8 protein-coding genes are annotated in these 6,759 nt (G+C 65.7%); 4 read left to right on the top strand and 4 right to left on the bottom strand.

The features are described from left to right. The 3 genes from OU682_RS18600 to OU682_RS18590 all read right to left on the bottom strand — a co-directional run. Positions 1-77 (bottom strand): 3-hydroxyacyl-CoA dehydrogenase NAD-binding domain-containing protein (locus OU682_RS18600; protein ID WP_268943708.1); only part of this gene is annotated, 77 nt, incomplete at its 3' end. After that, a complete protein-coding gene (locus OU682_RS18595) occupies positions 74-1,231 on the bottom strand; it encodes a CaiB/BaiF CoA transferase family protein (RefSeq protein ID WP_268943707.1) in 1,158 nt (385 codons plus the stop codon). The genes OU682_RS18595 and OU682_RS18600, both read right to left, overlap by 4 nt. Then, on the bottom strand, positions 1,224-2,423 hold the full coding sequence (locus OU682_RS18590; RefSeq protein WP_268943706.1) for an acyl-CoA dehydrogenase: 1,200 nt from the start codon (positions 2,421-2,423) through the stop codon (positions 1,224-1,226). Before OU682_RS18590 ends, OU682_RS18595 begins: the two co-directional genes overlap by 8 nt. A 95-nt stretch (positions 2,424-2,518) precedes the next feature. Between OU682_RS18590 and OU682_RS18585 the strand changes: the two genes are divergently transcribed. Beyond that, positions 2,519-3,403: a LysR family transcriptional regulator gene (locus tag OU682_RS18585; protein ID WP_268943705.1), complete on the top strand. Its 885-nt coding sequence runs from the start codon at positions 2,519-2,521 to the stop codon at positions 3,401-3,403. A 6-nt stretch (positions 3,404-3,409) separates the two neighbouring features. Here OU682_RS18585 and OU682_RS18580 read toward each other — a convergent pair whose 3' ends face one another. After that, positions 3,410-3,946 carry a carboxymuconolactone decarboxylase family protein gene (locus OU682_RS18580; protein WP_268943704.1) on the bottom strand — a complete coding sequence of 179 codons (537 nt, stop codon included), beginning with the start codon at positions 3,944-3,946 and terminating at the stop codon, positions 3,410-3,412. Positions 3,947-4,206: 260 nt separating this feature from the next. Between OU682_RS18580 and OU682_RS18575 the strand changes: the two genes are divergently transcribed. From OU682_RS18575 to OU682_RS18565, 3 genes are read left to right on the top strand one after another with little or no spacing between them, the layout of a single operon-like run. Then, on the top strand, positions 4,207-4,878 hold the full coding sequence (locus OU682_RS18575; protein ID WP_268943703.1) for an isochorismatase family protein: 672 nt from the start codon (positions 4,207-4,209) through the stop codon (positions 4,876-4,878). Position 4,879: 1 nt separating this feature from the next. Then, entirely contained in the window at positions 4,880-5,815 is a 936-nt protein-coding gene (locus tag OU682_RS18570) for a polysaccharide deacetylase family protein (protein WP_268943702.1), read from the top strand. Next, positions 5,815-6,738, top strand: a complete 924-nt coding sequence (locus OU682_RS18565; protein ID WP_268943701.1) for a polysaccharide deacetylase family protein — start codon at positions 5,815-5,817, stop codon at positions 6,736-6,738. Before OU682_RS18570 ends, OU682_RS18565 begins: the two co-directional genes overlap by 1 nt. The last annotated feature ends 21 nt before the right edge of the window (positions 6,739-6,759 follow it).

Genomic DNA, 6,759 nt, shown 5'->3' with positions numbered 1-6,759 from the left:
CCGGCAAGGGCAAAGACATGGGCGATGCCGTTGCCCATCTGACCCGCGCCAATGATCCCAACCGTTTGAACCGTCATTGCTCCGCGTCCTTGCTGAAGCGCCACTCTCCCTCGCCCAGGGCGGGTGCGGCGCGTTGGTGAACCAGCGGGCTGCGCGACAGGCGGATGGGCGTGCGCAGGCCCGGGATGCCTTCGGGCGCGATCTGCAGGCCGCGCGCGGCGATCTGCGGTTCCGACAAGGCCTCGGCCACGTCGTTGACGGGCCCGGCGGGGACGCCAGCCGCCTCCATCGCGGCGATCAGGTCGGCGCGGCTTCGCCCTGCGGTCGCCGTCTCCAGCAGCGGGACCAGCCGGTCGCGGTTTGCCACGCGGGCAGGATTGGTGGCGTAATCGGGTTCGGCGGGCAGGTCGGGCAGGCCCAGAACCCGGCACAGCGCGGCGAATTGCCGGTCGTTGCCGCAGGCGATGATCAGGTGGCCGTCCGAGGCCCGGAAAAGCTGGTACGGCACGATGTTCGGATGCGCGTTCCCCAGCCGGTGGGGCACGGTCCCGCCCAGCAGGTAGTTCGTGGCCTGGTTGGCCAGCACCGCCACCCCGCAATCCAGCAGCGACAGATCCAGATGCTGCCCACGGCCCGACCGGGCCCGTTCCGCCAGCGCGGCCTGCACCGCGATCACGCCGTAAAGCCCGGTGAAGATGTCGATCCAGGCCACGCCGACCTTCTGCGGCTCGCCGTCGGGGGCGCCTGTCAGGTCCATGATCCCCGACATGCCCTGGATCAGGAAGTCGTAGCCCGGCTGGCTGGCGCGCGGCCCGTCCTGCCCGAACCCCGTGATCGAGGCATAGACCAGCCGGGGATTGCGCGCCGACAGGGTGTCGTAATCCAGCCCGAAGCGGACCAGCCCGCCGCGCTTGAAGTTCTCGATGACAACATCGGCCCCGTCGATCAATTCGCGCAGCCGGTCCAGGTCGGCCGCGTCGTTGAAGTCGCACAGGACCGAGGTCTTGCCCCGGTTCGCGGCATGGAAATAGGCGGCCACCCGTTCGGTCGTGCCATCCGCGCGGGGCCGGTCGATGAACGGCGGGCCCCAGCGGCGGGTGTCGTCGCCCTCGGGTGCCTCGACCTTGATCACCTCGGCCCCCAGGTCGGCCAGCGTCTGGCCGATCCAGGGCCCGGCCAGGATCCGGGCCAGTTCGACGACGCGCAGGCCCTTCAGCGGCGGCTCAGCCAAAGGCCTGGATCCCGGTCTGCGCGCGGCCCAGGATCAGGGCGTGGACATCGTGCGTGCCTTCGTAGGTGTTCACGGTTTCCAGGTTCTGCGCGTGGCGGATCACGTGGTATTCGCTGGAAATGCCGTTGCCACCATGCATGTCGCGGGCCATCCGAGCGATATCCAGCGCCTTTCCGCAGTTGTTGCGCTTGACGATCGAGATCATCTCGGGCGCGAAGCGGCCCTCGTCGAACAGCCGTCCCACGCGCAGGCTGGCCTGCAAGCCGAGCGCGATCTCGGTCTGCATGTCGGCCAGCTTCTTCTGGAACAGCTGCGTCGCGGCCAGCGGGCGGTTGAACTGGTGGCGGTCAAGCCCGTACTGGCGGGCGCGGAACCAGCAATCCTCGGCCGCGCCCATGGCGCCCCAACTGATGCCGTAGCGCGCGCGGTTGAGGCAGCCGAAGGGTCCGCCCATGCCTTCGATGTTGGGCAGCAGCGCGTCCTCGGCAACCTCCACGTCCTCCATCACGATTTCCCCGGTGACGGAGGCGCGCAAGGACAGCTTGCCCTCGATCTTCGGCGCGGACAGGCCCTTCATGCCCTTTTCCAGCACGAAGCCGCGGACCTTGCCGCCATGCGCGTCGGATTTCGCCCAGACCACGAAGACATCGGCAATGGGCGAGTTCGAGATCCACATCTTGGCGCCGTTCAGGACATAGCCGCCGTCGGTCTTCTTCGCGCGCGTCTTCATGCCCGCCGGGTCGGACCCGGCATCCGGTTCGGTCAGGCCGAAGCAGCCGATGAATTCGCCGGTCGCCAGCTTGGGCAGATAGCGCCGCTTCTGGTCCTCGGTGCCATAGGCCTCGATCGGGAACATCACCAGCGACGACTGGACCGAGGCCATGCTGCGATAGCCGCTGTCGATCCGCTCGATCTCGCGCGCCACCAGCCCGTAGGCCACATAGGACGCGCCGACGCCACCATAGGCGTCGTCCACCGTCACGCCCAGCAGGCCCGCCGCGCCCATCTCGCGGAAGATCTCGGGGTCGGTGGTCTCGTTCAGATAGGCGTCCTTGATGCGCGGGGCCAGCCGGTCGGCGGCAAAGGCCGCGGCGCTGTCGCGGACCATCCGTTCTTCTTCGGTCAGCTGGTCGTTCAGCAGGAAAGGATCGGCCCAGTCGAACGCAGCGCCTTTGTGGGATTTGGTGGACATGCAAAGCTCGTGTGTTTGGGTCATCGCAGGTTAGCCATTTGTCCCACGCATGAAAAATGGATAATCTTCATGAGATCATGCATAGGATGAATGTTATGCGCCTGCGACGCTATCTGCCGAACCTCAGCCTGCTGCTGGCCTTCGACGGCCTGATGCGCTGCGGCTCGGTCACGGGCGCGGCACGTGAACTGGGCCTGACGCAAAGCACCGTCAGCCGCCTGGTCCAGACGCTGGAAGAGCAATTGGGCCAACCGCTGTTCCTGCGCCACCGTCGCCGCCTGATCCCCACGGATGCCGCGAGCCGCTATCACCAGGACGTCTCGGCGGCACTGGATCTGATCCAGCGGGGCAGCATGTCGCTGATCGCCAACCCCGAGGGAGGCAGCATCAACCTGGCAGTGCTGCCAACCTTCGGCACCCGCTGGCTGGCGCCGCGCCTGCCCGCCTTCATGACCCGGCATCCCGGGATTCTGGTGAACCTGACCACGCGCTTTCAATCCGTGTCGTTCAGCACGGAACCGTTCGATGCGGCAATCATCTATCACCAGGGCGAGACCATGCAGGACCACAGCCTGCGCCTGTTCGATGAAAGCCTGACCGCCTGCGCAAGCCCGGCTTTCCTGGCGGCCCATCCGATCAGCGAACCGGACGACCTGACAAGCCTGGTGCTGCTGCATCTGCAAACCCGGCCCGACGCCTGGGCTGACTGGTTCCGGGGGCAAGGGGCGCAGGCGATGCCGTCCGGCGGGATGGTCATGGACCAGTTTTCCATGATGATCCAGGCGGCCATATCGGGTCTGGGGGTGGCGCTTCTGCCCGACTATCTGGCCCGCCAGGAAATCGCCGAAGGCCACCTGCTGCCCATCTTGCGTCCGGCTGTTCCCGGACGCGGGGCCTATCTGCTGGTCTGGCCCCGCACCCAGGCCGAATCGCGACCGCTGGTTCATTTCCGCGACTGGCTTGCCGCCGAGGTCGCCTAGCCGCCGTCAGATCGGGTTTCGGTCCAGTTCGGCGGCAATGGCCGCATCGACGGGCGTGTCATAGGTCATCAGAATACCGCCCAGCACGGAATAGAACCCCACCGTGGCGATCAGGTCGAACACCGCCGCCCGCCCGATGGCAGACGCCAGTTCCGATTCAAGCACCGGAGGGATCCGGTGCTGATCAAAGAGCGCATCGACCGCGCGCACGATCAGCCCGTCCTCGCCTTCCGGCATGGCGGCGATGGCGCGAATGCGGTCGTCGGAAAAGCCGAGCGCCCGCGCACGGCTGACATGATGCGCCCATTCATAGACCGACCCAAGCCTGTGACCCGCACGCAGGATCACCACCTCGGACCGGTTCGAGCCAAGGGCACTGTCCCTGACGAGATGCTGTCGCAGCGACGCCCAGGCCCTGACCAGGGCCGGATGATGCGCCATGGTGCGATAGACGTTCAACTGCCCGGCAAAGCCGTCCCGAAGATCGGCCAAGGACTCCGGCCATTCGTCATCCGTCAGGGGCGGGCAAGGGGATCGGGACATGGGCGTCCTCCGGTTCATCAATATCCGCCGCAGCGACGTTTGCGACCGATTCACCAGACTGTCGCACTTGATGCCCAGAATCTCAACACTTGCGGAACTTGGCCTCCATAATGAATTCACAAGAGAAAATCTTCTTTACAAATGACATAAAGAGATAACAATAAACGAAGCGAAGCCGTGGATCCGGCATGGAGGAGGCGGGCCTTGGGGCTGGCCGAGCCCGGCCCACAGGCGCAGGCACAGGAGGTCCAGGAATGGAAATGTCGTCGTTGACCGCCCGGCAGCTTTATGAGCACGCGAAGGCCAATCCCACCCGCCGCCGGTTCGGTTTCGGCAGGAAGCCGATGCTGATCAACATCGACCTGCAACTGGCCTATACCGGCCTTGGCGAATTCGCGACGGCCTACGAGACCGACCCCAGGCAGCTGGACCATGTCAACCACCTGGCCGACCTGGCCCGCGCCAAGGGCCTGCCGATCACTTGGACCTATGTCGCCTACATGCAGTCGGGCGAGGATTGCGGCGTCTGGGGCACCCGCACCGACACGCCGGATTCGCTGCAGAACATCAAGGTGGGCTCGCGCCGCGCCGAATTCGACCCGCGCCTGAAGATCGACCACGACCGCGACATCGTCATCAACAAGCGCATGGCGTCCCCCTTCCACGAGACGAACCTGCAATCGCTGATGGTCTGGCACCAGTGCGACACGGTGGTGCTGACCGGCGGCTCGACCTCGGGCTGCGTCCGGGCCTGCGTGGTGGACGCGATCTCTCGCGGCTATCGGGTGATCGTCCCCGAGGAATGCGTGGCCGACAAGCACGAAAGCCCGCATTTCGCCAACCTCTACGACATTTCGGTCAAGTATGGCGACGTGATCCCGGTGGCCGAGGCGCTTGCCTGGTACGAAGCCTATCAGTCCGGGGACCGCTGAGATGGGCGCGGAACCGATGCGGTCGGACCTGGGGCTTTACGATTACCTGCCCTGGCCCGGACGGCCCAGGATCACTTGGCCCGGCGGCAAGAAGCTGGCCGTCTGGATCGCGCCGAATATCGAATTCTACGAATACGATCCGCCCAACAATCCGACCCGCAGCCCGTGGGGCCGCCCCAACCCCGACGTGCTGCAATATTCGCACCGCGACTATGGCAACCGCGCCGGCTGGCAGCGGATGATGGCGGCGATGGACCGGGCGGGCTTTCGCGGGTCGGTGTCGCTGAACGTCGCGCTCTGCGACCATCACCCGGAAATCATCCGTGCCTGCGCCGACCGGGGGTGGGAGTTCTTTTCCCACGGCATCTACAACACCCGCTATGTCTACAACATGACCGTCGACCAGGAACGCGAGATCATCCGCGACGCCTTTGACACCGTCAGGAAGCATACCGGGCAGGAACTGGCGGGCTGGCTGTCGCCGGCACTGTCGAACAACCTGTGGACCATGGACATCCTGGCCGAGGCGGGGATCCGCTATACCTGCGACATGTTCCATGACGACCAGCCGATGCCGGTCAAGGTCAGGTCGGGCAAGCTGATCTCGATGCCCTATTCGCTCGAGATGAACGACGTGATCGTCTATAACAGCCAGAAGGTCACGCCCCGCCATTATGGCGAGATCATCCGCCGCCAGTTCGACCAGCTTTACAGGGAATCGGACGACAGCGGCATGGTCATGTGCATCCCGCTGCACCCCTATCTGGTCGGCCAGCCCCACCGCATCGACGCCTTCGCCGAGGCCATCGACTATATCGCCAGCCATGACGGCGTCTGGCAGGCCACGGGCCGCGAGATCGCCGAAGCATACCATGCCAGCGGCGCCTATGACGCGATGACCGCCGCCGCTGCCCGCCACGCGCAGGGGGACCGCTGATGTCGCTTCCTGAAGGCTATCTGGACTATCCCGCCCGCCGCCATGGCATGGACCACGACCGCTATGACTGGTCCGACATGTTCGCGCGCAAGCCGATCGCCTGGCCGGACGGCGCGCGGATCGCGCTGTCGATCGTGACCCATGTGCAGCATTTCCCGCTGGACATGCCCGCCAAGCCCTTCAAGGCGCCGGGCGCGCTGTCGATGCCCTATCCCGATTTCCGCTATTTCACCAACCGCGACTATGGCAACCGCATCGGCGTGTTCCGCATCCTGCGGCTGCTGGCGGAAAAGGGACTGCGCACCAGCTTTGCCGTCAACGGCTGCATCGCCACGCGCTATCCCGCGCTGCTGGACGCGGTGGCGGCCGGCGGGCACGAGGTGGTCGCCCATGGCCTCGACATGGGCAAGGTCCACCATTCTGGCCTGTCCATTGACGATGAAAACGCGATTGTCGCCGAAACCCTGCGCCTGTTGCGCGGCGCGACCGGCCAGCCGGTCGAGGGATGGCTCTCGCCCGGCCGCGCGCAGGGCTTCAACACGCCGGAACTGCTGGCCCGCAATGGCATCCGCTGGAACCTGGACTGGGCGAATGACGACCTGCCCTATCGGATGCGGACCAAGGAAGGCCCGCTTCTGGCGATGCCGCTGGCCTACGAGACCGACGACCGGGTGGTCGCCAATGAATATTTCCAGTCCGAACCCGAATGGGTCCAGCAGGTCAAGGACCGCTTCGACGTGCTGTATCGCGAAAGCGCCGAATACGGTGGCCGGGTGATGAGCCTGCCGCTGCATTCCTGGGTGTCCGGGATGCCCTATCGCGTCGAATACCTGCGCGAGGTGCTGGACCATATCCTTGGCCATGACGGCGTCTGGACCGCCCCGGTGGGCCAGATCGCCGCCGCGGCGGACGCGCAGGTCTGACAGCCCGCCCGAAACAGGAAC

The sequence above is a fragment of the Paracoccus benzoatiresistens genome (genome assembly GCF_026913015.1).
In the GTDB taxonomy this organism is placed as follows: domain Bacteria; phylum Pseudomonadota; class Alphaproteobacteria; order Rhodobacterales; family Rhodobacteraceae; genus Paracoccus; species Paracoccus benzoatiresistens.
Note: the sequence above shows the minus strand (reverse complement) of the source record. Positions and strands in the feature narration are given on the sequence as shown.

Coding starts and splice junctions, on each gene's coding strand:
- OU682_RS18590 (WP_268943706.1), bottom strand. CDS start 2,423: ATGTCCACCAAATCCCACAAAGGCGCTGCGTTCGACTGGGCCGATCCT.
- OU682_RS18585 (WP_268943705.1), top strand. CDS start 2,519: ATGCGCCTGCGACGCTATCTGCCGAACCTCAGCCTGCTGCTGGCCTTC.
- OU682_RS18580 (WP_268943704.1), bottom strand. CDS start 3,946: ATGTCCCGATCCCCTTGCCCGCCCCTGACGGATGACGAATGGCCGGAG.
- OU682_RS18575 (WP_268943703.1), top strand. CDS start 4,207: ATGTCGTCGTTGACCGCCCGGCAGCTTTATGAGCACGCGAAGGCCAAT.
- OU682_RS18570 (WP_268943702.1), top strand. CDS start 4,880: ATGGGCGCGGAACCGATGCGGTCGGACCTGGGGCTTTACGATTACCTG.
- OU682_RS18565 (WP_268943701.1), top strand. CDS start 5,815: ATGTCGCTTCCTGAAGGCTATCTGGACTATCCCGCCCGCCGCCATGGC.